This window comes from Hamadaea sp. NPDC050747 (assembly GCF_040654195.1).
In the GTDB taxonomy this organism is placed as follows: domain Bacteria; phylum Actinomycetota; class Actinomycetes; order Mycobacteriales; family Micromonosporaceae; genus Hamadaea.
The window spans coordinates 85,449-109,715 of sequence record NZ_JBFAHM010000015.1 but is presented as its reverse complement, the minus strand read 5'-3'; the positions used below and the strand labels follow the sequence as shown (position 1 = coordinate 109,715).

Genomic DNA, 24,267 nt, shown 5'->3' with positions numbered 1-24,267 from the left:
GCGGTCTCCGCTATCTTCCCCGCATGTCCGTTGCGAGCTACGCCTACGCCCGGCCGTCGGAGCTGTCCGGCACCGGTCTGCAACTGCAGACGTCCGGCGGGGACGCGGCGAACCCGAGATTCTTCGAGGGCTTCGTCACCACCCCTCAGCCGGTGGCGCTGGGCCTGCTCGCGGTGGCCGACGTGGCCCGAACGCGGTACTACCAGCCGACCGCGCGGGCGAGCCTGGACCCGGTCGTCACCGGCAGCCGGGACATGCTGCGCTTCGAGTCGTTCAGCGGCTGCTGCGGCGTGTACGCCCGGATGGACGTCCTGCCCGCCGGGCTCGACGGCCAAGCGCCCGGCCACGGGACGACCAATGTGGATGTCAACAATCCGTTGCGGTTGAGTCTTTCCCGGATCGCCGGGCTGGATCCGTTGCATCTCGCGGTCGGGCCGGACGATGTGACGGTTTCCACGATGGACGGCACTCGGGTCGAGCGGAAGGTTCCGTTGCCGGGCCGATGGTTGCGCGGCTTCGCCGAGGTGGCGGTCATCGCCGCCGGCATGGAGCCGCGGGCGACGATCGGGGCGGCCGAGGCCGCCGACTTCCTGCGTCGGCTGCCCAATGACCGCAAGGCGATGTGGGTGGTCCCGGCCGGGCGCTCGCTCCGGCTGACGTCTCGCCCGGTCGCCGGGGCGGTCTGCGTCTCCGGCGGCGGCCGGCTCGCGACGTTGCGCGGGCTGCTGCGGCACGCGACCACGTTGACCGTCTTCGGCCCGCCCGCCGGTCCGGCCAGTCCTCCGCTGGCCAGTGCCTGGCTGCTGGAGACCCCGACCGTACGCCTGCTGCTGACGTTGTCGCCGGAGGTCTCGCGCGGGTTCTCCGGCGAAGGGGCCGTGCTGACCCAGTTGACCGGAGACCAGACCGCCGACGACGCCGATCTGGTGAGCGCGATGCTGGCCTGGGATCCGGTCATCGACGTCGACGGCCTCACGTCGGCGTGCGGTCTCCCGGCCGACCGCGTACGCGCGGCGCTGACGCTGCTCGGGACGGCGGGACGGGTCGGGTTCGACGTGACCGAAGGCGCGTACTTCCATCGCGTGATGCCGTTCGGGACGGATGCCGCCGCCCGGCTCAACCCTCGCCTGGCCGGTGCCCGGGCGCTGATCGAAGCGGGCGCCGTCCGGCCGTCCGCCGACCGCGTCGAGGTGCTCAGCGGCGAGACCACCTACCAGGTGCGGATGGCCGACGGCCGACCGGCCGGCTGCACCTGCGCATGGTGGGGCAAATACCGGGGTGGCCGGGGACCGTGCAAACACCAGTTGGCGGCGCTGATCAGCGTGGGCGCGCTGGACGAGGTCGCGGCATGACGGCTGAGGTGCCGGCCGACCTCGCCCGCGCGATCGACAAGCGGTCCACCGAGTTGGCGTACGCCTTTCTGAAGAAGTTGTCGGAGAAGGAACGCAAGGCGGCGTTTCCCGCCGTGGTCGCGTACACGAAGGAGGAATTGCGGGACTGGCGCGGCGGGTACGCGGCCGTCGCGGGCCTGGCGTTCCTCGGGTGTGCCCCGACCGCGAAGCGCGCGATGACGGCGCTCAACCGCGGCAGTCTGCGCTGGGAGCGCCGATTGATCCCCCGGCGGATGGCCGTCGGCCTACTCGGTCAGCGCGACGTGCCGTGGCTGGGCGAGCTGGCTCAGCTGTGGGCGCAGACCTCGGCGCTCGCCGATGTGGACGAGTGGCTGCTGGTCGACGCGATCGCCGGGCTGGCCGGCATCGCACCGCCGGTCACGGCGGGTTTCGCGCGGGGCTGGATCGCCTGGATCCGGTCGGAGACGGACCCGCACGACGCGATCACCACCGGTCACTACGCTTCCCTGCTGCTGCCGATGCTGTTCGAGGACGACACGATGGGCCGCGAACTTCAGTCCACCTTCCGCGGCGCGGGGTTCAACCACGCCCTGCTGCGACTCGCCGGGGACGACCCGAAGATCCGCGCGATGCTGGTCAACGGGTGCCTGGCCCGGTTGCTGCGCGGCGGACGGCCCGGCGACCTGCGGCCCTTCGTGACCCTGCACGACGAGCTCCGGGTGACGCCGGAGGAGATCAGCGCCCGGATCGCCGACTACGCCGGGCTCGCCGACGCCGACCTCGGCACCGTCGCCGGGCTCGCACAACGCAGCCTGCGCCAGGCCGACGAGGCCGGGCTCCTGGAGGTCGACACGCTGCTCGACGTCACCGCGGTCATCGTGCGGCGCAAGGAGAAAGGCCTGATCAAGACCCAGATCAGCTGGGTACGCAAGGCGGCCAAGCGCCATCCGGCGCGGAGCACGGATCTCCTGGCGTCGCTCGACCTCCCGGCGACGCCGGAGCTGCTGCCGCTCGCGCCACCGGTCGCGCCGACGGTGCCGGAGATGCCGCCGCCGCTCACCACTCCAGCCGAGGTCGCCGAGGAACTGTCGGCGATCATGAGCGGCGATCGTTCCAGCGTCACGCTGGAACGAGTCCTGGCGGCCATGGTCGAGCTGTACGGCCGGGATCGGGCGGGTCTCGCGGCGGCGATCGGCCCGATCATCGAGCTGAACCGGCCGCATCTGGTCGCCCAATGGGCACCTGGTTACTGGAAACAGCTCGGCACGGTGGTGTGCGACCTCCTCGAACCGCCGGAGCGCCGCTCGATGTGGCTCATGGAGGCCTTCGCCGAGCTGCGGGCCGACCACGCCATCGCCAAACCGCTGGCGGACCCGGAGCGTTCGCCGTCCGCGTTGCTGGAGATCCGCCTGGCCACGATCGCGCGCTATCTCCGCCGCAGCCCGGTCCCCCGGCTCGTGGCGACGCCGACGCAGCGTAACGGCCATCTCGATCCCGAGGTTCTCCTCGATCGGTTGGAGCAGGCCGAACGGGACGGTTGGCAGCCGTGGCGCGCCGATCTCGTGCAGGCATTGTTGCGGCTGCCCCGGACCGACCCGGGCGACGGCGTACGGCGCCGGGCGGATCGGCTCGCGAGCCCGGCCGGGCAGGCGTTCGCCGAGCAGCTCCGCGCCGGGCACGTCGACCCGGTGGTCGTCGCGTACGCCCAGGAGGGCAAGGGCGGCCGTTATCAGTGGTACGGCCTGCTGCCGGACCGGCGGGTGGCCGTCACGATGGAGCCTCCGGCGAACGCGAATCCCGTCGTGACGGCGTTGTTCTCGTTGCCCAGACACAAGAAGCCCCAAGGTTCCCCGTGGATCCCGGGCTCGGGTGCGCCACTGTGGACTGCGGCGCTCCCGTCGCATCGTGAGGTCGTCGCGGCGTGGTCTCTGGCGCAGCTGGCGATGTCCGCCGAACGCGGTGACAGCAGTGAGGCGGCGCAGATCCTGCCGCTGCTGGCCGAGAATCAAGGGCCGACGGGACCGGCGACCCAGCTCGCCCTCGTCTACGGCATGACCGCTCCCGACGCCGCCGAACGGGTCGCCGCGGTCGACGCGCTGCTCGGCTTCGGCGCCGACGTGGATTGGCGGGCTACCGGGCGTCATCTCGGCGACTGTGTGGCGGCCGGCTCGCTCGTCCTGTCCCGGGCCGCCACCGCGCTGCGTGACACGGCCGAAGCCGGTGCGGTCGGCACGGCGTACGAGATCGCTGTCGGTGCCCTGCCCGCTCTCCTCGCACTGCCCAAGACGCGGGTGGGCACCGCCGATCTCCTGCAGCTCGCCGAACGGTGCGCGCGTACGCTCGGCCGCCGGGATCGGATCGAGGGCCTCGACGCGGTGGCCGATCGGGGCGGCGGCAGCCAGTACGCCAAGGCGGCCAAAGGCTTGCGCGACGCGCTGGCCGGTGTCTCGTAAGGGATACCCACAAGCACTCGTCCCCTGCCCGGTGGGTCGGTCGGGCAGGGGACGAGGACACCACGCTCAGGCAATCCGTCGGTCGGCGAGCGCCCGCCACGTCACCAGGGCGACCCCGGTCAGCACCACGCCGGCGAAGCCGAAGCCGGCCCGCGCGCCGAGTCCTTGGCTGACCGCCGCGCTGAGCAGGCCGGTGAAGGGAACCGTCCCGGGCAGGGCCATCGTCCAGACGCCCATGATGCGGCCCCGCATCGCCGGATCGGCCCGCAACTGGACGAGGGTGTTCGCCACAGAGATCAGCCAGATCGACAGGAACCCGGCGACGGCGATGCCGGCGAAGGCCAGTTCGGCGCGTGGCGAGGCCGCCGTGAGCAGGACGGTCACGCCGGACAGCACCGCCAGGACGCGTACGCGAATCCCGCTCGGTCCACCGGTCCCGGCCGCCACCAGCGCCCCGGGAATGGCGCCGAGCCCGAAGGCCGCCATCATCAGCCCGTATCCGGCGCCGCCCAGGTGGAACGTGTCGGTGACGAGGACGGGCAGCGCGACACCGAGGTTGAACAACGTCCCGCCCGCGATCGCCACCAGTACGCACGATCGCAGGACCGGGCTGCGCCACACCTGCCGGATCCCTTCCCTCGCACCACCCCCGCCCCGGGACGGCGCGACCCGGTCCACCGCATCCCGCGTACGCCGATGCGCCAGCGTCAGCACGAGGAGCACCGGCACGAAGGTCAGGGCGTTGAGGACGAAGCACCAGGCGAGCCCGGCCGTCGCCAGGATAAGCCCGCCCACCGCCGGGCCGATCACCCGCGACGAGTTGAGCACCACTTCGTGCAGGCTGACCGCGCTGACCAGACGCTGCCGGCCGACGAGTTCCAGGACGTACACCTGCCGTGCCGGGCCGTCGAACGCCGTCACCACACCGGTCAGCGCCGCCGTGGCGTACAAGATCCACATTTGCATGGAGCCGGTCGCGACCAGGACCGCCTGCGCGAGCCCGAGCCCGACGTAGGCCGTCTGCGTGACGATCAGCGTGCGGCGCGTGTCGACCCGGTCCAGCACGGCCCCCGCGAACGCCCCGCCGAACAGCACCGGCGCCCAGGTGATCGCGCCGAGCACGCCGAGGTCCACCGGGCGGGCGGTCAGATGCAGCACCAGCCAGGACAGGGCGACCGCCTGGGTCATGCCGCCGGAGGCGGACAGCACCTGGCTGAAGAACCACCAGCGGAAGACCGGTTCGCGCAGCGCGCCCACCGCCGTGCGGACGCCTCCGCGCGGCGGCTCCACCTCAATTAGTTCGGATTCGATCGAATCGGCTCGAGGGCTCGTTGTCGGCACCGCCTGACCATATGTCTTGGGGCACACCGGATCTGCTCGGTTCGTCGGCCAATCCTGAGTCGACCCATTCGATCAGATCCGGCCGAACAGCGCTACGATCGGCGACGTGGACGACCTCTCGCTGCGCCCCAGCCACCGCCGCATCCTGACCGAGCTGTCGCACACCGAACGCCTGCGGCGCAGCGACCTCAGCCGCCGGCTCGACCTGCCGAAGGCGACCGTCGCCGGGCTCGTCGACGACCTGATCGCCCGCGGACTGGTGGTCGAGAGCGAACCGTCGCCCGCCGGTGGTGCCGGGCGACCCGCGCGGACGCTGGCGTTGGCGGGACCGCCACCCGCCGTCGGCGTCCTCGTCTGGTCGACCGGACTGCTGCGAGTCGCGATCACCACCCTGCTCGGAGACGTGGTCGCCGAACGCGTCGCACCGATGACCTCGCAGCAGGAGATCGACGGGCTCCTGGATCCCGGTGTCGCGATGCTGCGTGAAGCCGCCGGCGAGGCGAAGCTTCCCGTCGCTGGACTGACCAGCCTGGTGCTCGGCGTGCCGGCGCCCTACCAGCGCGGCGTCGGCATGCCGGTACGCCCGACCGGCGGCCCGACCGGCCAGTACGTGCCCTGGCTGCGCGACGACCCGGGCCGGGCGCTGACCCGCCGCACCGGTACGCCCACCGTCGTCGAGAACGACGCGAACCTGGGCGCACTCGGGGAGTACGCCTTCGGCGCCGGGCAAGGGCTGGACACCGTCGTATATCTCAAACTCGGCCCCCGCAGCATCGGCGCCGGGCTCATCATCAACGGACGCCTGCACCGGGGCGCGAACGGCTTCGCCGGGGAACTCGCCCACATCCAGATCCGCGACGACGGGGTGCTGTGCGCCTGCGGCGGCCGAGGCTGCCTCATCGACGAGATCGGCCCCGGGCTCACCCGGGTGCTCGCCCCAGCCCACCCCGAACCGCTGACCTTCGAGACGATGCTGAGTCTGGCCGCCGACGGCGACGTCGGACTGCGCCGCGTCCTCGGCGACGTCGGGCGCGTCATCGGCCGACCACTCGCCGACCTGTGCACCATGCTCAACCCGGACGCCATCGTGATCGACGGCAGCCTCGGGCCGGCCGGGACCTACCTCATCGACGGGCTGGCCGAGCAAGTCGTCCGATACGCCGCCCCGACGACGGCAGCCGCCGTCCACATCGTCCCCGGCGCACTCGGCGGCCACGCCGATCTCCTAGGCGCGGTGGCGCTGATCCGCGACGAACAGGACCGCCGAGCCCGCCGCTGATCAGGGCAGGCGGCGCGCGTCGACCTCGATCTCGATCTTCATCCGCGGATCGGCGAGCCCACACACCAGCATCGTGGCCGCCGGGCGTACGCCGAGGAAATGGCGACGCAGCACCGGCCAGCAAGGCTCGAAGTCCGCCGGGTCCGGCAACAGATAACGCACGCGGACCACATCGGCGAACGAACTGCCTGCCTCCGCGAGCGCCGCCCCGATGTTGCGCAGACACTGCTCGGCCTGCTCCACCACATCGTCGGAAATGCTCATCGTGGCGTAGTCGAACCCGGTGGTCCCGGAAACGTAGATCGAGTCCCCGACGACCACCGCGCGGGCGTAGCCGATCTGCTCCTCGAAGGTGGAACCGCTGAGAATCGCGCGTCGCTCGGTCATGCCCGCACGCTACCTTCCGCGGTTTCCCGCGCTCCCCGCGCTCCCTGCGCTCTCTAGTTCAGCAGCTGCGTGGAGCTTCGATCCGAGCGCCTCGACGATCAGGCAGTCTCAGCGGACGGCCTTTACAGTGCTTGAACCGGTTGGCGGACGGCGTGGAGGGCGCGCTCGACCGTCTCGTCGTTCTCGCCGACGGGGGCCACGTATCCGATGACGTCCCGGACGGCGTCTTCGCCGAGCGTCCGGTCGAGCACCCACGCGGCGAGGTACTGCGACGCGAGGCAGCCGCCCGCGGTGGCGATGTTGCCTTCGGCGTGGAACGGCGTGTCGAGCACGGTCACGCCGCACGCCTCGACGTACGGGCGGCTGATCATGTCGGTGCAGGCCGGCATGTCGCCCAGCAGCCCGAGGCGGGCCAGCACCAGCGCGCCCGAGCATTGGGAGCCGATCAGCTGGCGGGCCGGGTCGAGCGGGAGCCGGGAGATCAGCTGGTCGTCGGCGACGACGTCGCGGGTCTTGATGCCACTGCCGATCAGGACGACTTCGGCCTCGGTCACGAACTCCATCGGCCGCTGGCCGGCGACCTCGACTCCGTTCATCGACGTGACGACCGGGGTCGGCGTGGTGATGAAGGCTTCCAGACCGCGTTTGCGGCAGCGGTTGATCAGCGCGGAGGCGATGAAACTGTCGAGTTCGTTGAACCCGTCGAAGGTGACCACGGCTACCTGCATGACCTGCACTCTGGTCGTGGCGGGCGGGCCGGGTCGAGAGCCAATCCGGCGACAGCGGCCTGCGGCGAGCCGGCGATCTACGATGGCGGGATGACCGACGACGTTCTGGCGGAGCAGGTCGACTACTACCGGCGCCGGGCGACCGAGTACGACGCGACGGCGTACGGGGATCTCGCGGTGGCACGGCCACGGATCGCGCGGCTGGTCGCGGAGATGCGTCCGGCCGGGCGGGTGCTGGAACTCGCCTGCGGCACTGGTTTGTGGACGGAGGCGCTGGCCGCGTACGCCGATTCGCTGACGGCGGTGGACTCGGCACCCGAAGCCCTCGCCATCGCCCGTAAGCGGGTCACGGCGGCGAACGTGACCTTCCTCGTGGCCGACATCTTCACCTGGACGCCGGAGAGCCGGTTCGACCTCATCTTCTTCTCGGCCTGGCTGTCGCATGTCCCGCCGGACCGGTTCGGGCCGTTCTGGGACTCGCTGCGCCCCATGCTGGCCGACGGCGGACGGGTCCTGTTCCTCGACGAACACGTCGACGAACAGGGCAAGGAGTCCTATGTGCACGATGGCGTGGTCGAGCGGCGACTCACCGACGGGAGCACGTTCCGGGTGGTCAAGCACTTCCTCGAACCCGCCGAGCTGACCGCCCGGCTGCGCGAGCTGGGCTGGGAGTGCACGATCCGCCGGGACGGCGGCGACTGGGTCCTCGGTGAGGCCCGCCCCACCCCGTAAGGCGTCAGTCCGTACCGTGCTGGTGATGGGACTGGATTTTCAAGGCGCCGCCGCGGTGACCGTCGACGGCGACGTGCTCTTCGAGACACCGGGGACCGGCACGACCTGGTACCGGCTGGCCTCGGTCGGCAAGCACATCTGCGCCGCCGCGATCCTCGAGGCCGGACTCGACCTTCACGCGCCGGTCGCCGGCTGGCTACCCACTGTGGACAGCCGGGTGACCCTGCATCACCTGCTCTCGCACACCGCCGGGGTCGCGCACTGGCAGCCGGGCGTACCCGGATTCGACATCGACGTCGCGATGCCGGTCGAGGAACGGCTGCGGCTGATGGAACAGGCGCCGTTGATCGCCGAGCCCGGCACCGCGTGGCACTACAGCAGTCCCGGGTACGCGATCGCCGGTCGGGTCCTCGAAGTGGCCACCGGGCAGCCCTATGCGCAGTACCTCAACGCTCACGTCTTCGCCCCCCTGGGAGCGACGGCGATCACGGCCGGCGATCCGCCCGTGGGCCGGACCATCGCGCAAGGTCATCGGGACGGGCGACCGGTCCCGACGAACGATCTCACGAGTCTGCCCGGGACCAGGGACGTCTGGGCGACCGCCGCCGGCCTGGCCGACTTCGTCACCCGGCTCCACACCTCCGCCCTGCCGGGCGTGCACGAGCTGGCGGCCGGGCACGTTCCGATGATCACCGACGAGGACGGGATCACCACCGAGTCCTACGGGTACGGGCTCTACACGGGCACGGTCTACGGCAAGGCGGCGTACCTGCATCCCGGCGACAATCCCGGCTTCCAGACGCTGTCGGTGTGGTTTCCCGAGCAGCGTGCGAGCATCGCGATCCTCGCCAACGAGGAGTCCACCGATCCGCTGCCGATCCTCCACGACCTGGTCCACCGGCTACTCGCCGGAAGCTGAGTAGGAACGCTCATGCCAGGGGACGCGACGGCTGGCAGTCGCCTGCCCGGCGAACACGCCCATCACCAATCCCGCGCAGGCCGCGCCTCTGCTGCCGACTGAGGACAAGCTCAAGGCGGCCCTCGTCCGCGTCACCGACGAGACGTCGGCCCGCTCGGCCATCGCCGATCTCCAGCTTGATCAGCGGGTACGCACCGAGTACGTGACTCGCGAAGGTGTGGTCGGGGTGGCCCCGCGGGCCGAAATGGCTGAAACCAGTGATGGCAAGGAGAAACATCTCCCTGCCACTTTTAACGTATACCGCAGGTGGGGGCTTGCGGCAAGACCCGGGTCATCGCGCACAATGATCGACCGAGGCCATTACCTGCCGAATTGGGGGATTCGCTACATGCGCGTGGTATTGACGACCTGGGGATCGCGTGGAGACATCGAGCCGCTGGCCGGGCTGGCGGTCCGGCTCAAGGACCTGGGCGCGGAGGTGCGCTTCTGCGCCGCTCCGGACGAGGAGTTCGTGGAGTTGCTGGCCCGGGTGGGCCTGGACCTCATCCCGCTCGGCCCCACGGTGAAGTCGGTCGTCGCGCGTGAGCGGCCGCCGACGCCCGACGACGCGTTCGTCCTCGCCGCGAAGCTGGTGGCCGCCCGGTTCGAGACGCTCGGCCGGGTCGCCCAAGGCTGCGACGCGATGGTGGCGACGGGGCTGATGCCTTCGGGCGCGCGTTCGGTGGCCGACCAGCTCGGCCTGCGCTACCTGCTCGCCGCCTTCCATGTGTACGGGTTGCCGTCGCAGCACTTCAAGCCCGGCCGGCGCCCGGGAAATGCGCCGGAGGTCGACGAGAACGACCTCGAGGCGCTCTGGCAGCGCGACGCCGACCTCGTGTACGCCTTGTACGGCGAGGCGGAGAACAGCCACCGGGCGGCGATCGGCCTGCCGCCGGTGGCGAACATCCGCGACTACGTCTTCGGCGAGCGGGCGTTGCTGGCGGCCGATCCGATCCTGTGCCCGTGGGCGGAGCTGACCGACGTGGATCTCGTGCAGACGGGGGCGTGGTTCCTGCCGGACGAGCGCCCGCTGCCGGCCGAGGTGACGGCGTTCCTGGAGGCCGGCGCGCCACCGGTGTATGTGGGCTTCGGCAGCATGGCGATGCACTCAACGCCCGGTCTCGCCCGGATCGTCGTCGACGCCGTACGCTCACAGGGCCGTCGCGTGCTGCTCGCCAAGGGCTGGGCCGATCTGGCCGCGATCGACGATCAGGACGACTGCCTCGCCGTCGGCGACATCAATCACCAGGCGCTGTTTCCGCAGGTCGCGGCGATCGTCCACCATGGCGGGGCCGGGACGACGACGGCCGCCACCCGGGCGGGCGTACCGCAGGTGGTGGTGCCGCAGTTCGCCGACCAGCCGCTGTGGGCCGGTCGCGTCGCGGAGCTGGGCATCGGCGTGGCACACGACGGTCCGACACCCACCTTCGAGTCCCTGTCGGCCGCGCTCGCGATCGCGCTCGCGCCGCAGACCCAGGAGCGGGCCAAGGCGGTCGGCGGCACGATCCGGGCCGACGGGACGACGGTGGCGGCGAAGCTGATCCTCGACGGCCGGTTCTGAAAGCCGGAGCCGGGTCAGGGAACCGCCTCCACTGTGGTCGCCGCCAGCAGCAACGTGTAGCTGACGACCGCTGGAACCCTCGTCAGGCTCCGCGACCCGGCGGTCAGGGCGATCTCCTCGTGATCCAGGATCCGTCCCGTGACCGGGTCGACGACGATCAGGTCGGTGGTCTGCCCCTCGCCCGGTCCGCTGGTGACGGTGAACGCCTGCCCGGGACGTCCGGCCCGGTCGACGGTCGGCCCGCGGTAACGAAGGGTCGCGACCGTGGCGAGCACGCTCAACGCCGCCGCTCGCTGTACGGGCATGAGCGCGTAGTACTGGAAGGCGTGCACGACCGCCCGCAGCAGGAACTGGTCGCCTTGGCGGATGGGCTGATCGGACGCGAATTGTGCGGTGAGCTGATCGGTGTCTACCGCCGGCGAGATGACGGGTTCTCCGTCGGGATAGCTGAAAGGGACGTTGAGGGTGTTGGGCGTCTCCCGGTCGCCACACGGCGCCGGGGCGTCCACCGCCGCGGTGCGCTCGGCCCGTTCGGTCCCCGCCGGCTGGCTGGGCAGGACGACCCGGCAGAGGCGGCCGGCCTGGTCCGGCGTACGCCAGGTCTGCACGTCATGGGCGATGACCTGGGCCGCTTCGGCGTACGTCGTGGCAGTGGTGTCTATCGCCCATTCTTGCTGCCGCAGATACGTCACGGGTCGCACCGGTGCGACACCGATGGGCGACAGACTCGCGATCAACCGCAGCAACACCGCCGAACCGGGGTCGTCGATCCGGCTGAGGAACGCCTTGTTGAGGGCGGGCGTGGTCGGCTTGGCCGTCGCGCCCGGGGAGAAGACGGCGAGCAGCGTACCGATGATCGCGACGACCACAGCCGTCCGGCGGACGGGCCCGCCGGACGGCCGCCGATTCCACATCAGGAAGAGCCGTACGCGTACCCGGCGGCGCAGGGTGGGACGCCGGTAGTCGCCGGCCGCCGCACGCGCCCGCAGTGCGGCGAGGTCGATCGGCGGCGGCTGGTAGTCGCGCGCGGGGTCGTGCAGTTCGAGGAGCCGGGTCACCCGCTCATCAGGGTTCATCTCGGTCTCCTGCGTCCAGGGCGGGCGGGTCCAGACGTTCCAGCCGCTTGATGGTCCGGGATTTGATCTGATAGACGTTCTCGCGGCTGAGCCCCAGCAGGCTCGCCACCTCCGGGCCGGTCAGCTTCTGCTGCACGGTCAGCTCCAGGACACTGCGTTCGCGGTGCGGCAACGTGTGGAAGTGCAGTGCCAGCCACTCGCGCTGAGCTTCGTTCAGCTGCTCGTCATAGCGCAGCTCGTCGTCGCTCCGATCCGGCAGCGCCTCCCCGGGCTCCAGCAGACGTGGCTCCGCCTTCACTCTGTTCACCTCGTCAATCACGCGGTACCTGAGATGCGCCGTCAGCAGGGCGGCCAGCTCGGCCGGAGTCTTTCCGGGATGTTCGGCGAACGCCCAGACGAACAGCTCCTGGACGAGGTCGTCGGCTCGGCCGCGCAGGCCGGTCGGCAGCCGGCGGACTGCGATCCGGGAGAGTTGCCGGTGCAGGGATTGCCATGTCTCGTCCTCGTCGGCGGAGGGGCTGGTCACGGACGCTCCGTTGAGTCGCGGTGTCGGCGGGAGTGCCTCCACCTAGGACACAGCCGAAAACGCCGTTGTCTGACACTGCGCGCCGACAGTGTCCGGCACTGACGCATGGTCGACACTTTCGCTACTCGTTGTGTGCACGGCATCCGACTCTGCGTGACTGTCGGCCTCACGTATTCATTCCTGTCGTTTTCTGGCCGACGTGTCAGACCCGCGGCATCCCGCGCTCTACCATCGCCAGATGGTTGCCGTGGGTGATTCAGCCGTCACCCGGTGATCAGTGGCGAGGCCCTGGCCAGTCCTCGCGTACCGCGCGCGCACGGATCTCACCTGTTTCGTCGCGTCTTGTGTGGAGGCACACGATGCATATCCCATTGCGCTTCGGGAGCCGCCTGGCGATGACTCTGCTCCTGAGCTTCCCACCGGCCTTGGCCGTGCCCTCGGCGGCGACGGCCTCGCCGACCGTGCAACAACAGATCGCCGCCCAGCTCGCCGCCGCACCGGGCGGCGTACGGATCAACGCGACCGAGGTCGCCTACGACGGCGGCCGCTTCGTCGTCAGCTTCCAGCCCAGCGTCACGGCCGGCCTCACGGCGGACTGCCCCAACGGCTGGTTCTGCTTCTACGACGAGATCAACTACGGCTATCCTCGCGGCCGGCTCTCCGACTGCGGATTCCAGGATCTCGGCGACTGGGGCTGGCGCAACCGCGTCGAATCCACCTACTACAACCTGACGACAGGCTCGGTGGCCTACCTCGATCGGGCCAATCCGAGCGTGGTCCTGTTCGCGGTCGGCACGGGATTCCGCGGGTTGGCCAAGGTGGCTTATCCGAACATCGCCGATTACGTGATGCGTACCTGCTGACTTTCCCCCTTTCCTGGGGCGGCTGTTCGCGGCAGCCGCCCCAGGGCTCCCGCTCCACCGATCAGCCATCCCCGGTGGACCGATCGGCCAATGACAGGCGCCGGGTCACGTTTGTATCACATGTCCTTTATCGATGTGTCCGAGCCGATATTGGATCATGTGTGCCGGGTCGACGTGCGGAAACGAAGCCTGCGTGTACCTATGCAAGGCGGCAGGAATCCGCGCGGGCGGACACCGCGCGGCGGCGAATGCGGCACCGGGCGATCTCGCCACGACATCCGTCCATTGACCACGGTCCGGCGGACGTTGCACGATCCTGCGTTGGGACATCCACCTGGATCTTCCCGTACGCAAGACGACGGCGCCCGAGTTGCACCTCGGACGCCGCCTCGATTCCTTTTGCAGTCTCACCAACCAGAAAGGAACCGTACGGTGACGGTAACGGACCGTATACGGCATGGCCAGATCGTCGGTGAGCCAACTCGTCTCCGCCCGACCATCAGCACCCGCCGGCTCACCATCAGCCTCGCCTCCGCCACCGTGGCGGCCTGGGCGTGGCACCGAACGGGCGACCCCGTGCTGACCGGAGTGATCGCGTCGCTGGCCACGGCGGCGTTCAACCATTACGTCGCCGACTAGGCGATCTGACTCCCCGGACGGCGGTGCGCACCGCCGTCCGGCTTCTGACCGCCGGGAAGCACCGGTGTGGTCAGAGCCAGCCGTTGGACTCGGCGATCCGCGCCGCCTCGGCGGAGGTGCGCGCCCCGGTCTTGCCGATCGCGGCGGACAGGTGATTGCGTACCGTGCCGGTGGACAGGTGCAGCCGGCGGGCGATGTCGCCGACGGTCGCCCCGGTCGCCGCCGCGCTGAGGACGTCGCGTTCGCGGGGCGTGAGCGTGCTGGCCCCGGCGGCGAGCGATTCGGCGGCCAGCCCGGGGTCGACCACGCGCAGTCCCGAGTGGACTCGGCGGATCGTGTCGACCAGGTACGCCGGTGGCGCGTCCTTGACGACGAAGGCCGACGCGCCGGCCGCCATGGCTCGGGCGAGGTAGCCGGGACGGCCGAAGGTCGTGCAGATGACGATGCGGATCGCCGGGAGCAGCCGGTGCAGTTCGGCCGCGGCGGTCAGCCCGTCCACTCCGGGCATCTGCACGTCGATCAAGGCGACGTCGGGTGCCGTACGCCGTGCCGCCGCCACGATCTCGGCCGCCTCGCCGACCTCGGCGACCACGTGGAGGTCGGCTTCGAGGTTGAGCATGGTGGCCAGCGCACCCCGGACGAGCGCCTGGTCGTCGGCGAGCAGCAGCTTGATCATGCCGCTCCGAACTGGACGCGGAGCCGGAAGCCGCCGCCGTCGGCCGGTCCGGTGCTCAGCTCACCGCCGACGGCGGCCAGCCGATGCCGCAGCCCGGTCAGCCCGTTCCCGGGTTCGGCCGCTCCGCTGCTGCCGTCGTCGGTGATCTCGACCGACTCCGGGGTGATGTCGATCCGGCAGGTGGTGGCGTTGCTGTGCCGCAAGACGTTGGTGACTCCCTCGCGGACGACGTACGCCAGCGGCTCCCGCAGGTGAGCGGGGACGGCGGCCGGGTCCCCGGTCACGCGTACGCCGATCTGCCCGGCGGCCAGGGCGATCCGGGCACCGGCCAGTTCGGCGTCCAGCGACACCTGCCGGTGGCCGGAGACGGTGGCCCGCAGCTCGACCAGGGCCTGCCGCGAGAGGCGTTCGATGTCGGCGAGTTCCTGCCCGGCCTGGTCCGGTCGACCCGTGCCGAGCAGGCGTTGTGCCAGCGCCGACTTGACCGTCAATGTCGTCAGCGTATGCCCGAGGACGTCGTGCAGATCGCGGGCGACCCGGGTGCGCTCGTCGGTGACCGCGCGAGTAGCCAGCTCGTGGCGCGCCGCGAACAACGCCTTGTTCGAGGCCATCAGCATCCCGACGAGCAGCAGATCCACCACGATGATGAGCAGCGCCGTCCATGGCTCCCACGAGGAATCCGGGACGGCGACGGTCGCGACCGCGGCGGTGGACAGCACGACCGCGGCGATCCCGGCCGCCCAGACGATCGGCAGGAGCACCGCGGCCACGGCGAAGGCGTACCCGATGATGGGCAACCAGGACAGGCCGCGGATCGTGACATAACCCGTGACCAGGGCCATCAGGCCCGCCACGGCCGCGAGCTTGGCGAGCACGCCGCGCCGCCACAGGGCCGTGGGCGTGATCAGATAGACCAGCGCGTACGCGATGAGCAGCACCAGCGCGGCGACCCGGCGCGGACCTGGCGGCGAATGCCAGGTGTCGACGCCGACGGGGATCAGCATGACGGTGAAGAACACCCCGATCGCGATGCCCCAGCGGCGTCCCATGCCCAGTCCCCTGGCTCCGTCCACGCGCTCACGGTAGTGGTCAGGCGCGGGCGACGTCGGCCCGGAAGCGGGTGACGGCCACCACCGCGGCGGCGACGGTCCACCCGGCGAGCACCAGCAGTCCGGTGGTTCGCGACGCGACCGGGCTGAACGCGGACAGCCCGAACTCGCGCAGCCAGAAGCCGGGCGTGGCCTGCATGACGTGGCGCATCCAGTCCGGCACGATCTCGGCCGGGATCCACATGCCGCCGGTCAATCCCAGGAGGCTCATCAGCGCGCCGCCCATCGCCTGCGCGTTGGACGATGTGGACAGTTGGCCGAGCGCGACCCCCAGTACGCCGAACGGCAGCACCGCGAGCCAGAGGCCGAGCGTCACCCCGAGCCATTGCGGGCCGGTGAGACCGACGTCGCCGACCGTCGCGCCGAGCGCCGAGACGAGCAGCACCGGTGGCAACGCGACCAGCATCGACAACGTGGTCTTCGCGGTCAGGTAGCCGGAGCCGCTGAGCGGGGTCAGGCGTAGTTGCCGCAGCCAGCCGCTGCCGCGTTCGACGGCGATGGTGAGCCCGGTCGACAGGGCCGCGCCCATCGCCCCGTAACCGGCCATGCTGACCATGAGCGCGGGCGAGGCCTGGGTGCCGTTGCCGAACGCCTGACCGCCGAACAGCCCGTCGAAGACGAGGAACAGCACGGCCGGCATGGCGACGGTGAAGACGAGGAACCGGATGTCGCGCAGCACCGCGCGGGCTTCCAGCAGCAGGTAACGGGCGTTCATCGGGTCTCCTCCGCCGGCTTCTCAGTGAGGGTCAGGAACGCGTCTTCGAGACCGGCCGCGGTCACCTCGACGTCGTACGCGTCCCGATGCCGGTCGAGCAGCGTACGCAGAGCTTGGTCGGAGTCGCCGCACCGCAGTGTCACGCGGTCGTCGCGTACGTCGGCGTGGTCGACTCCGGGCAGCCGTCGCAGCTCGGCGAGGTCCGCACCGGGGACGACCGCCTGAATGGTCCGGCCGCCGGCCGCCGCTCGGATCTGCGCCACGGTCCCGTCCGCGATCACCCGGCCCTGCCGCAGCAGCACCACCCGGTCGGCGAACGACTGGGCCTCCTCCAGATAGTGCGTGGCGAAGACGACGGTGCGACCGGTGTCGCTGTACGCCCGCATCGACGCCCAGAATTCGCGGCGCGCCTCCACGTCCATCCCGGCGGTCGGCTCGTCCAGCACGATCAGCTCCGGCCGGGAGACGAGTGCGATCGCGAAGCGTACGCGTTGCCGCTCGCCGCCCGACAACTTCGCGCAGCGCCGACCGGCCAGCTCGGTCAACCCGGCCCCGGCCAGCACCTCCGGTACGCGCCCCGGCCGCCGATGCAGCGCGGCGATCTCGGCCACGGTCTCCCGGACGGTCAGCCCGTCGCGCAGCGCCCCGGTCTGCAGCATGGCCCCGACCTGCCCGGCCACCACGGCCTCCCGGGGGCTGCGGCCGAACAACCGGGCCTGCCCGGCGTCGGGTGCGATCAGCCCCAGCATCATGTCGATGGTCGTGGACTTGCCCGCGCCGTTCGGGCCCAGTAGCGCCAGCACCTCCCCCGCCGCGATCTCCAGGTCTACCCCGTCGACCGCGACCGTGCTGCCGTACCGCTTCACGAGGCCGGTCAGGCGGACCGCCGGGGCGGTCACCACCGGATCGGCCGTCACGGTGTTCGTCATGCCCGGACGGTATGCAGCCCGCGTGCTCTTCGGACCTGAGCACTGTCACGGCTTCCCCATGACATCTGTCATGCCCGCGCCGCTCGCCCATGTCGCCGGCTCGCCCATGTCGCCGGCTCGCCCGTGTCGGCGGCTCGCCCATGTCGGCGCTGGATCAGGGTTCTCGGTCGAATCTTGTCCCATGATTCGACCTGGATCCCTGATCCGGCGCCCAGTCGGCGGCGGCACTGTAAGGATCGCTGACAGTCTATTGACGGGCGCGATTGCCGCGCCGTAGCCTGAGAGCGCTCTCCTCCAGCGTCGGCCCTGGTACGCAGAGATGCGAGAGCGCTCTCAGTAGATCGTCATGGATGGAGAGGGCTTCATGCGTACCTGGACAAGGGTCGCCGGTGCACTCGCGGCGACCGCCCTGGCCGTTCCCCTGGCGCTGGCCGCCGTCGCCGCGCCCGCTCAGGCCATCGGACCCGACCTGCTCCCGGTCACGGTCACCAACAGCACCGGCCGCGGCGACGCCACCTATCTCTACGTGATCGGCGTGCAGCTGTCGTCCGGCCGGCTCGGCTACGTCAACTCCGGCGGCACGTTCACCGCGTGGAGCGGTGGGCAGATCCCGCCCAGTCCCGCCCCCGACGTGTCGATCGGCGGGCCGGGCAACGGCGGCAGCACCACGATCCGGTTCCCGCGCGGCTTCTCCGGCCGGGTGTACTTCTCCTTCGGCCAGAAGCTTCAGTTCTTCCTGACCCCCGACGGGCTCGTCCAGCCCGCGCCCTGGGCGGCCGGCGACGCGAACCAGAACATCCTGTTCGACTGGAGCGAGTTCACCTACAACGACGCCGGGCTCTGGCTCAACAGCTCGCAGGTCGACATGTTCGCCATCCCCCACGCGGTCACCGTCACCGGCAGCTCCGGCGTGACGAAGCGGACGGGTGACCTCGTGGCGAACGGCCGGGACACGGTCATCAACGGCATCCGCGGCCAGTCCGGCTGGGCGGGCACCGTCTACACCCGCTCGGACGGGACCGTGCTGCGCGTCCTGGCGCCGGGCAAGGCCGCCGGGGCCGGCCTGTTCAGCACGACCTATCTGGACGGCTACATCTCGTCCGCGTGGGGGGCGTACGCCTCGAAGACGCTGACCGTCGTCCCGTTCGCCGATCAGCCGAACACCAAGTACTTCGGGCGTACAAGCGGGACGGTGATGACCTTCACCAACTCGTCCGGCGCGCAGGTGGCGTCGTTCAACCGGCCCTCCAGCGCCGACGTGTGGGGCTGCGCCGGGAACCTCAACGCCCCCAACGATCTCGTCGTCGGCCCGATCGCGCGTACGCTATGCGCCGCCCTCAACCGGGGCACGCTCGGCACGATCGACACCCAGCCGAGCACCAACGCGGCCCAGTTCTACCAGAACAGCCCGACCAACCAGTACGCCAAGATCATTCACGCGAACATGACCGACGGCAAGGCGTACGCCTTCCCGTTCGACGACGTCGGCAACTTCGAGTCACTCGTCAACGACGGCGATCCCCGATCGGCGAGCATCATCCTGAGCCCGTTCACCGGCGGCGGTGGCGGTGGCGGTGGGTCGATTCCGGCGGGGTCGGGGACGGTTTCGGGGCCGGGTGGCAAGTGTGTGGATGTGATCGGTGATGACAGCGGTGGTGCGGGCACGGCGGTGGATCTGTGGGATTGTCAGGCTGCGGCGGTGGATCAGCATTGGCGGCATAACGCGGATCTGTCGTTGTCGACGTTGGGCCGGTGTCTGGACATCGTGGGCAACGGCACGGGGCAGGGTACGCAGGTGCAGTTGTGGGATTGCAATGGTGTCGGCGGGCAGAAGTGGGTGCAGCAGGCCGATGGGTCGTTGCGTAATCCGCAGTCGGGGCGGTGTCTGGATTCGCCCAGTGGCAGTACGGCGAACGGGACGCGGTTGCAGATCTGGGACTGTAACGGCTCGGCGGCGCAGAAGTTCGCGGTGAACGGTGGTGGGCCGATCGTGGGTCCGGGTGGCAAGTGTGTCGATGTCGCCGGTGACGATGTCGGGGTGAACAACGCCGCGGTGCAGTTGTGGGATTGTCAGGCGGGCGCGGTGGATCAGCATTGGCTGCGGTTGTCGGGTGGTGCGTTGCGGACGTTGGGCCGGTGTCTGGATGTGGTGGCCGGTGGGACGGGCAACGGGGTGCTGGTGCAGTTGTACGACTGCAACGGCACGGGGGCGCAGGTGTGGCAGCAGCAGGCGGACGGGTCGTTGAAGAACCCGCAGTCGGGCCGGTGCCTGGACTCGCCCAGCGGTAACACCGCCAACGGGACCCGGTTGCAGATCTGGGACTGCAACGGCAGCGGCGCCCAGAAGTTCCCCCTCTCCTGAGCTTCACTCCCCTGACTGTGACGCTGCGCAGGTCTCCCCCTCGCTGATACCTGCGCAGCGTCGCAGTCGCGGCTCATCACCCCGGGAGCGTCATCGTGACCAGACTCCTCCGCGCCGGCTCGGCCATGATCCTCGCCGCCGCGACCGTCCTCATTGGAGCGATACCCGCGCACGGTGCGTACGTGCCGAAGACTCCGCCGCTCAGCACACCGTGGACCAGCCAGGTGTCGCTGACCAATCCGCTGCCGGAGTATCCCCGGCCCCAGCTCACCCGGCCGGACTGGCAGAGCCTCAACGGACAGTGGCAGTTCGCCCACGCGACCGGGCTGACCAACCCGCCCGTCGGGCAGACGCTGGGCGAGGCGATCCTCGTTCCGTACCCGGTGGAGTCGGCGCTGTCCGGGATCATGCGGCACGAGAACTACATGTGGTACCGGCGTACCTTCACCGTGCCGTCCGGCTGGTCCGGCCGCCGCGTGCAGCTGAACTTCGGCGCGGTCACCTGGCAGGCCGCCGTCTGGGTCAACGGCCAGTCGGTCGGCGGCCACACCGGCGGGTACGACTCGTTCGCCCTCGACATCACCAACGCACTGACCGGCGGGACCAACGAGATCATCGTGGGCGTCCACTCTCCCGTCGACGCGGCCGGCATCCCGCTGGGCAAGCAGCGCCTGAGCCCGAGCGGCATCTTCTACACGGCCGCCTCCGGCATCTGGCAGAGCGTCTGGCTGGAGCCGACCGCCGCCGCCCACGTCACCCGGCTCGACACCACGCCCGACGTCGTCGCCGGGCAGCTGGACCTGGTGGTGCAGACGGCCGGCGGGACGGCGCAAGGCGTACTGGCCGAAGTGCTCAGCGGCGGCGTGGTCGTCGGCAGCGCCACCGGCACACCCGGCGCGCACGTGCGTATTCCGGTGCCCACCGCGCGGCTGTGGAGCCCGGACGACCCGTTCCTCTACGACCTGCGCGTCACGCTCACCGGCACGGGCGGCGGTGACGTCGTCGGCGGCTACTTCGGCATGCGGTCCATCGCGAAGGCGGTCGTCAACGGCTTCCTGCGGCCGGTGCTCAACGGCCGGTTCGTCTTCCAGATCGGCACCCTGGACCAGGGCTACTGGCCGGACGGAATCTACACCGCGCCCACCGACGCCGCGCTGGCCTTCGACCTCCAACAGCAGAAGAACCTCGGATTCAACACGGTACGCAAGCACATCAAGGTCGAACCGGCGCGCTGGTACTACTGGGCCGACCGCCTCGGGCTCATGGTGTGGCAGGACATGCCGTCCATGCGTACGGGCACGAATCCGTCCACGTCGGACCGCGCCAACTTCGAGAGCGAACTGCACCGCATGGTGGACCAGCTGCGCGGGATCACCTCGATCGTGCAGTGGCAGCCGTTCAACGAGGGCTGGGGCGAATACGATCCGGCGCGCATCGCCGACCTGGTCAAGAGCTGGGACCCGACGCGGTTGGTGGACAACAACTCCGGCTCCAACTGCTGCGGCTTCGACGGCGGCAACGGCGACGCGATCGACGACCACATCTACGTCGGCCCCGGCCAGACCCAGCCGCCCAGCGCCACCCGGGTCGCCGAACTCGGCGAGTTCGGCGGCCTCGGGCTCATCGTCCCGGGCCACGAGTGGCAGCCGGGCGCCGGGTTCAGCTACGAGATGACGCCGGACTCGGCCACGCTCACCAAGCGGTACGCCGAAGTCACCGACACGTTGCAGGGATTGATCTTCTCCCGCGGACTGTCGGCGTCGATCTATACGGAGCCGACCGATGTGGAGAACGAGCGCAACGGGTTCTACACCTACGACCGGCAGGTGCTGAAGATGGACGCCGCCCAGGTACGCACGGCGAACCTGGCGGTGCAGGCGGCGGCGGGTGGGCTACGGCTCAACACGCTCGTGTCGCTCGGCGCCACCACCTCGTGCTGCACCGATCGCTACCTGCGGCCGAATCCGCTCGGCGTAACGGTTCCCGTCACCAGTGGCAGCGACGACGCCACCAAACGGGACACGACCTACTGGCTGCGGGCCGGGCTGGCCGACTCGGCCTGCTACTCCTTCGAGGCACGCGGCTATCCCGGGCAGTACCTGCGGCACGCGGCGTACCGGGTGCAGCGGGCGGCCAACGACGGCTCGGCGCTGTTCGCGCAGGACGCCACGTTCTGCGTGCGTACGGGGCACACGGCGCAAGGCGTGTCCTTCGAGTCGAAGAACTTCCCGGGCCGGTTCCTGCGGCACATCAACGCGGAGGTCTACATCGCCGCGAACGGCGGCCCGAACAGCTTCGACAGCACGACGGCGTGGGCGGCGGACACGACCTGGCAGGTCGTCTCGCCGTGGTGGCGCAGCGCCGCGTCACTCGCCGTCGACCAGGCGGTCTCGCTTCAGGTGGTGACCGCCTGCTGCACGAACCGCTATCTGCGGCACCGCGACAGCCTCGGCTACACCGAGGTCGTGACGGCGGCGAGCGACGCGACGCTCAAGGCGGACGCGACCTTCGTCGTACGCCACGGCCTGGCCGACTCCAGCTGCTACTCGTTCGAGTCCCGCAACTTCCCGGGCCACTTCCTGCGGCACTCTCAGTTCCGCGTACGCAAGGACGCCAACGACGGCACGGCGACCTTCGCCCAGGACGCCACCTTCTGCGCCCAGCCGGGCCGGCTCGCCGGTACCGACGTGACGCTGACCTCCTACAACATCGCCACCCGGGCGATCCGGCATTACGCCTCCGAGGTGTGGCTCGCCGCGGAGGGTGGACCCAACTCGCCTTACGACGCCGCGTCGAGTTATGCCGCTGACGTCACCTGGCATCCCGCGACAGCCTGGAGTTGACCGGCCTGTGGGCTACGACGCGATGAGACCGTGGCGGTACGCGTACCGCGTGGCATCGCCACGATCTCGGGCGCCGATCTTGGCGAAGATGTTGTTCACGTGGGTCTTGACCGTGCTCTCTCCGATGTAGAGAGCCGCGGCGATGTCGGCGTTGGCGGTGCCCGACGCCATCAACCGCAGCACCTCGACCTCGCGTGCGGTGAGACGATCCGGATTGGCCCACTCTGCGGCGGGGGTCGGCGAGCCGAATCCGCTGACGAGCCGCTGCGACACCACGGTATCGAAGGTGGCCTGGCCCTGGGCGGTCGCCACGAGCGCGGCGGCGATCTGGGCGCGGTTGGCGTTCTTCGTGAGATAACTGCGAGCGCCCGCGCGCAAGGCCGTGGCGATGGACTCGTCGTCGGCGTACGTCGTCAAGACGATCACCGCCACCTCCGGATGGTCCCGGGCGATCCGGCGGGTGGCCTCCACCCCGTCGACTCCGGGCATGCGCAGGTCCATCAGCACGACGTCGGCCGTGACCGATGCCAGCAGGGTGAGCACCGCATCGCCGTCGGCCGCCTCGCCGACGACGGTGATCCCGTCGAGCAGGCCGAGCAACGCGACCAGCCCCTCCCGGACCAGGTGCTGGTCGTCGGCGACGACGACGCGTAGCGGATCGGTGCTCATCCCGGGACCTCCGCCGTGACCTGCCAGCCGCTGTCCCCGGGCCCGGCCGTGAGCCGCCCGCCCGCCAGTGCCACGCGTTCGGCCATGCCGGTCAGGCCGTAACCGCTCGGGCCGCCGCCGTCGGCCCGGGAGACCACCACGGGCTCGTTGCGTACGGTCAGCTGGATGGTCGTGTCGAGATGATCGAGCGTCACGAACACCTTCGCGCCCGGCGCGTGCTTGCCCGCGTTGGTCAGGGCCTCGCGGGCGACGCCGAGCAACGCGACCGACGCGTCCGCTCCCGGCGGCCGGGCGACGCCGGACACGGTGAGCGACACCGGGTTCGCCCCGCCGCCGGAGTGCTCGGCAGCCAGACGTTCGAGTGCATCCGCGAGCGGCGGCACGTCCTCACGAAGCGCCGCCACTGCGATACGTGCCTCGGCGAGCCCGTCGATCGCCAGCCGCCGGGCCCGGCGTACGCGGGCCAGCGCACCGTCCACATCGGAGTGCTTGGTCAACAGCGCGTCGGCGACCTCCAGCTGAATGGCCAGCGACCCCAGGCTGTGCGCCAGGACGTCGTGCAGCTCCCGGGCGATCCGCGTACGCTCGTCCAGCGCCGCCGCCCGAGCATGCTCGCGGCGAGCCTCCTCCGCCTGTTCGAGGAGCAGCCGGGCGTGCTCGGCCTTGACCCGGTAGTCGCGCCGGACGAGTCCGAGCACCACGACGACGAGCACCACCGCCGCGTCGGACCCGAGATCGGCGATCGGGCGGTCCCGCAGCCACTGGCCGAGCGCCGCCGAACCGAGCACCGCCACGGCGACCGTCAGGATGACGGCCGATACGCCGCCAGCACCGAACGCGTACTCATCGAGTGGACGTCTCCTCGCCGTGGTCAGTGCCGCAGATTCGTGATCAATTCCATCACGAGCAGGCGGTAGCCCACGAATACCAGCAGCGCGATCAATCCCACGACCGCGAGCCCGACCACCGATTTGCCGTTCACCCCGTTGCCTTCCTTCTCTGTCATGGCGGCAACGGTAGGAAGCGGACGGCTCCGCGAGGACCACCCGGCGGTGGAGATCCTCGATGG

22 protein-coding genes are annotated in these 24,267 nt (G+C 70.4%); 10 read left to right on the top strand and 12 right to left on the bottom strand.

Going from position 1 to position 24,267, the window contains the following annotated elements; all coding sequences use genetic code 11:
- The first annotated feature begins 23 nt into the window (after positions 1–23).
- Positions 24–1,352 (top strand): SWIM zinc finger family protein, encoded by a 1,329-nt coding sequence (locus tag AB0H43_RS32060; protein ID WP_360005512.1) that lies wholly within the window; start codon positions 24–26, stop codon positions 1,350–1,352.
- Positions 1,349–3,805 (top strand): hypothetical protein, encoded by a 2,457-nt coding sequence (locus AB0H43_RS32055; protein ID WP_360005510.1) that lies wholly within the window; start codon positions 1,349–1,351, stop codon positions 3,803–3,805. The genes AB0H43_RS32060 and AB0H43_RS32055 overlap by 4 nt, the downstream gene beginning before the upstream one ends.
- Positions 3,806–3,871: 66 nt before the next feature.
- Here the strand turns inward: AB0H43_RS32055 and AB0H43_RS32050 are convergent, their stop codons facing one another.
- On the bottom strand, positions 3,872–5,095 hold the full coding sequence (locus AB0H43_RS32050; RefSeq protein ID WP_360005508.1) for an MFS transporter: 1,224 nt from the start codon (positions 5,093–5,095) through the stop codon (positions 3,872–3,874).
- Positions 5,096–5,252: 157 nt separating this feature from the next.
- Here AB0H43_RS32050 and AB0H43_RS32045 point away from each other — a divergent pair, with 157 nt between their 5' ends.
- Entirely contained in the window at positions 5,253–6,425 is a 1,173-nt protein-coding gene (locus AB0H43_RS32045) for an ROK family protein (protein WP_360005506.1), read from the top strand.
- Here the strand turns inward: AB0H43_RS32045 and AB0H43_RS32040 are convergent, their stop codons facing one another.
- Together AB0H43_RS32040 and AB0H43_RS32035 are read right to left on the bottom strand one after the other, a co-directional pair.
- Positions 6,426–6,812 (bottom strand): RidA family protein, encoded by a 387-nt coding sequence (locus AB0H43_RS32040; RefSeq protein ID WP_360005504.1) that lies wholly within the window; start codon positions 6,810–6,812, stop codon positions 6,426–6,428.
- 122 nt (positions 6,813–6,934) lie between these two features.
- Positions 6,935–7,540, bottom strand: coding sequence for an AraC family transcriptional regulator (locus tag AB0H43_RS32035; RefSeq protein WP_360005502.1), 606 nt, complete (start codon positions 7,538–7,540; stop codon positions 6,935–6,937).
- A 90-nt stretch (positions 7,541–7,630) separates the two neighbouring features.
- Between AB0H43_RS32035 and AB0H43_RS32030 the strand changes: the two genes are divergently transcribed.
- The 3 genes from AB0H43_RS32030 to AB0H43_RS32020 all read left to right on the top strand — a co-directional run bounded on the left by AB0H43_RS32030 (position 7,631) and on the right by AB0H43_RS32020 (position 10,791).
- A complete protein-coding gene (locus AB0H43_RS32030) occupies positions 7,631–8,272 on the top strand; it encodes a class I SAM-dependent methyltransferase (RefSeq protein WP_360005500.1) in 642 nt (213 codons plus the stop codon).
- A gap of 25 nt (positions 8,273–8,297) precedes the next feature.
- Positions 8,298–9,191: a serine hydrolase domain-containing protein gene (locus AB0H43_RS32025; protein WP_360005498.1), complete on the top strand. Its 894-nt coding sequence runs from the start codon at positions 8,298–8,300 to the stop codon at positions 9,189–9,191.
- A 388-nt stretch (positions 9,192–9,579) separates the two neighbouring features.
- The gene (locus AB0H43_RS32020) at positions 9,580–10,791 is read left to right on the top strand and encodes a glycosyltransferase (RefSeq protein ID WP_360005496.1); all 1,212 of its coding nucleotides are present in this window, start codon (positions 9,580–9,582) and stop codon (positions 10,789–10,791) included.
- 14 nt (positions 10,792–10,805) lie between these two features.
- Here AB0H43_RS32020 and AB0H43_RS32015 read toward each other — a convergent pair whose 3' ends face one another.
- Positions 10,806–11,867 carry a hypothetical protein gene (locus AB0H43_RS32015; protein ID WP_360005494.1) on the bottom strand — a complete coding sequence of 354 codons (1,062 nt, stop codon included), beginning with the start codon at positions 11,865–11,867 and terminating at the stop codon, positions 10,806–10,808.
- Positions 11,857–12,393: a sigma-70 family RNA polymerase sigma factor gene (locus AB0H43_RS32010; RefSeq protein WP_360005492.1), complete on the bottom strand. Its 537-nt coding sequence runs from the start codon at positions 12,391–12,393 to the stop codon at positions 11,857–11,859. Before AB0H43_RS32010 ends, AB0H43_RS32015 begins: the two co-directional genes overlap by 11 nt.
- Before the next feature lie 395 nt (positions 12,394–12,788).
- Here AB0H43_RS32010 and AB0H43_RS32005 point away from each other — a divergent pair, with 395 nt between their 5' ends.
- Positions 12,789–13,256, top strand: coding sequence for a peptidase inhibitor family I36 protein (locus AB0H43_RS32005; protein WP_360005491.1), 468 nt, complete (start codon positions 12,789–12,791; stop codon positions 13,254–13,256).
- A gap of 432 nt (positions 13,257–13,688) precedes the next feature.
- Positions 13,689–13,895, top strand: a complete 207-nt coding sequence (locus tag AB0H43_RS32000; protein WP_360005489.1) for a hypothetical protein — start codon at positions 13,689–13,691, stop codon at positions 13,893–13,895.
- Positions 13,896–13,965: 70 nt separating this feature from the next.
- On the opposite strand, the gene AB0H43_RS31995 is transcribed toward AB0H43_RS32000, so the two are convergent.
- Genes AB0H43_RS31995 through AB0H43_RS31980 form a run of 4 tightly spaced genes read right to left on the bottom strand, consistent with a single transcriptional unit; the run spans position 13,966 to position 17,324 of the window.
- Positions 13,966–14,571, bottom strand: a complete 606-nt coding sequence (locus AB0H43_RS31995; protein ID WP_360005487.1) for a response regulator transcription factor — start codon at positions 14,569–14,571, stop codon at positions 13,966–13,968.
- Complete coding sequence (locus AB0H43_RS31990; protein WP_360005485.1) at positions 14,568–15,644, bottom strand: histidine kinase; 1,077 nt, start codon at positions 15,642–15,644, stop codon at positions 14,568–14,570. The genes AB0H43_RS31995 and AB0H43_RS31990 overlap by 4 nt, the downstream gene beginning before the upstream one ends.
- 16 nt (positions 15,645–15,660) lie before the next feature.
- Positions 15,661–16,395: an ABC transporter permease gene (locus tag AB0H43_RS31985; RefSeq protein ID WP_360005483.1), complete on the bottom strand. Its 735-nt coding sequence runs from the start codon at positions 16,393–16,395 to the stop codon at positions 15,661–15,663.
- Complete coding sequence (locus AB0H43_RS31980; RefSeq protein ID WP_360005481.1) at positions 16,392–17,324, bottom strand: ABC transporter ATP-binding protein; 933 nt, start codon at positions 17,322–17,324, stop codon at positions 16,392–16,394. The genes AB0H43_RS31985 and AB0H43_RS31980 overlap by 4 nt, the downstream gene beginning before the upstream one ends.
- Positions 17,325–17,688: 364 nt before the next feature.
- Here AB0H43_RS31980 and AB0H43_RS31975 point away from each other — a divergent pair, with 364 nt between their 5' ends.
- Both AB0H43_RS31975 and AB0H43_RS31970 read left to right on the top strand, forming a co-directional pair.
- Positions 17,689–19,686, top strand: a complete 1,998-nt coding sequence (locus AB0H43_RS31975) for a beta-1,3-glucanase family protein (protein ID WP_360005480.1) — start codon at positions 17,689–17,691, stop codon at positions 19,684–19,686.
- Between the two features lie 95 nt (positions 19,687–19,781).
- Complete coding sequence (locus tag AB0H43_RS31970) at positions 19,782–22,529, top strand: AbfB domain-containing protein (RefSeq protein WP_360005479.1); 2,748 nt, start codon at positions 19,782–19,784, stop codon at positions 22,527–22,529.
- Between the two features lie 12 nt (positions 22,530–22,541).
- Here AB0H43_RS31970 and AB0H43_RS31965 read toward each other — a convergent pair whose 3' ends face one another.
- The 3 genes from AB0H43_RS31965 to AB0H43_RS31955 all read right to left on the bottom strand — a co-directional run bounded on the left by AB0H43_RS31965 (position 22,542) and on the right by AB0H43_RS31955 (position 24,204).
- The gene (locus tag AB0H43_RS31965; RefSeq protein ID WP_360005478.1) at positions 22,542–23,198 is read right to left on the bottom strand and encodes a response regulator transcription factor; all 657 of its coding nucleotides are present in this window, start codon (positions 23,196–23,198) and stop codon (positions 22,542–22,544) included.
- Positions 23,195–23,992, bottom strand: coding sequence for a histidine kinase (locus tag AB0H43_RS31960; protein ID WP_360005476.1), 798 nt, complete (start codon positions 23,990–23,992; stop codon positions 23,195–23,197). Before AB0H43_RS31960 ends, AB0H43_RS31965 begins: the two co-directional genes overlap by 4 nt.
- A gap of 77 nt (positions 23,993–24,069) precedes the next feature.
- Positions 24,070–24,204 (bottom strand): hypothetical protein, encoded by a 135-nt coding sequence (locus tag AB0H43_RS31955; protein WP_360005474.1) that lies wholly within the window; start codon positions 24,202–24,204, stop codon positions 24,070–24,072.
- Positions 24,205–24,267: the final 63 nt, after the last annotated feature.

Coding starts and splice junctions, on each gene's coding strand:
- AB0H43_RS32015 (WP_360005494.1), bottom strand. CDS start 11,867: ATGAACCCTGATGAGCGGGTGACCCGGCTCCTCGAACTGCACGACCCC.
- AB0H43_RS32005 (WP_360005491.1), top strand. CDS start 12,789: ATGACTCTGCTCCTGAGCTTCCCACCGGCCTTGGCCGTGCCCTCGGCG.
- AB0H43_RS31955 (WP_360005474.1), bottom strand. CDS start 24,204: ATGACAGAGAAGGAAGGCAACGGGGTGAACGGCAAATCGGTGGTCGGG.
- AB0H43_RS32055 (WP_360005510.1), top strand. CDS start 1,349: ATGACGGCTGAGGTGCCGGCCGACCTCGCCCGCGCGATCGACAAGCGG.
- AB0H43_RS32025 (WP_360005498.1), top strand. CDS start 8,298: ATGGGACTGGATTTTCAAGGCGCCGCCGCGGTGACCGTCGACGGCGAC.
- AB0H43_RS32040 (WP_360005504.1), bottom strand. CDS start 6,812: ATGACCGAGCGACGCGCGATTCTCAGCGGTTCCACCTTCGAGGAGCAG.
- AB0H43_RS31985 (WP_360005483.1), bottom strand. CDS start 16,395: ATGAACGCCCGTTACCTGCTGCTGGAAGCCCGCGCGGTGCTGCGCGAC.
- AB0H43_RS31980 (WP_360005481.1), bottom strand. CDS start 17,324: ATGACGAACACCGTGACGGCCGATCCGGTGGTGACCGCCCCGGCGGTC.
- AB0H43_RS32035 (WP_360005502.1), bottom strand. CDS start 7,540: ATGCAGGTAGCCGTGGTCACCTTCGACGGGTTCAACGAACTCGACAGT.
- AB0H43_RS32030 (WP_360005500.1), top strand. CDS start 7,631: ATGACCGACGACGTTCTGGCGGAGCAGGTCGACTACTACCGGCGCCGG.
- AB0H43_RS32060 (WP_360005512.1), top strand. CDS start 24: ATGTCCGTTGCGAGCTACGCCTACGCCCGGCCGTCGGAGCTGTCCGGC.
- AB0H43_RS31965 (WP_360005478.1), bottom strand. CDS start 23,198: ATGAGCACCGATCCGCTACGCGTCGTCGTCGCCGACGACCAGCACCTG.
- AB0H43_RS31995 (WP_360005487.1), bottom strand. CDS start 14,571: ATGATCAAGCTGCTGCTCGCCGACGACCAGGCGCTCGTCCGGGGTGCG.
- AB0H43_RS31975 (WP_360005480.1), top strand. CDS start 17,689: ATGCGTACCTGGACAAGGGTCGCCGGTGCACTCGCGGCGACCGCCCTG.
- AB0H43_RS32020 (WP_360005496.1), top strand. CDS start 9,580: ATGCGCGTGGTATTGACGACCTGGGGATCGCGTGGAGACATCGAGCCG.